Annotated in this window: 1 protein-coding gene; it reads right to left on the reverse strand. The window is 35.2% G+C overall.

Translation table 11 applies throughout. The annotated features are described in order from the left end of the window. Positions 1 to 119 precede the first annotated feature (119 nt). The gene (locus tag FKQ60_RS17310) at positions 120 to 704 is read right to left on the reverse strand and encodes a DUF2971 domain-containing protein (protein WP_170905639.1); all 585 of its coding nucleotides are present in this window, start codon (positions 702 to 704) and stop codon (positions 120 to 122) included. Between the last annotated feature and the right edge of the window lie 20 nt (positions 705 to 724).

The raw sequence follows: 724 nt of genomic DNA on the forward strand, positions 1-724 counted from the left end.
CTAACGCCGCGTTAAGGGGTGAGCAACGCAACTACCAACTCACCGCATTGCACTAAAAACTAATAAAATCAATGCATAACGAAAATTCCGCGCGTTGCGAATCCCTCTTTAACGCCTTGTTAGGTTTTAGTAACAACCTTACCTTGATAAGTATCTAGTCTCATTTGAATAACCTCAATATCCGAAGGTAGAATTTTTTTGATAATCATAGTCTTATCAGGCTGTATATTATGACCTAAATATATACGTTTTATAGGATTTGGAAGCTTGTAGAATGGCGATTTACATAAAAGTCTATACTCCTCTTCATAACTCCATTCTTCGGTCTTTATTTCAAATAAATCCTTCTGATCTTTCATACTTTCTGAAATGTCAGTAAAAATTGGGGAGAATGGGCTATATATGACCTTTGACAAGTCGGGAGTTTCCTTCGGAATATCAATTTCTATAGCGATTCCTTTATGACCAGCAGCATAGTGTGACCATAATAAGAAATTATTTATTGAGCTTGATAAAGCACAAATTCGCCATTGATCACGACTAGCATTAATTTTTTCATCAAAGCTAGAGCCAAAATCAGAGTGGTAACGACCTTCTAAAGGATCATTTAAATCTCCCCACTTAGAGCACCAAACTCGTTGATTAAAAATAATATCTAATGAATTCCATAAATTATCTATCGAACGATATTTATATAGCAACATATGTTCTCCAACCTAACGCC

The organism is Vibrio sp. A11, from assembly GCF_013048705.1.
GTDB classification, from domain to species: domain Bacteria; phylum Pseudomonadota; class Gammaproteobacteria; order Enterobacterales; family Vibrionaceae; genus Vibrio; species Vibrio metschnikovii.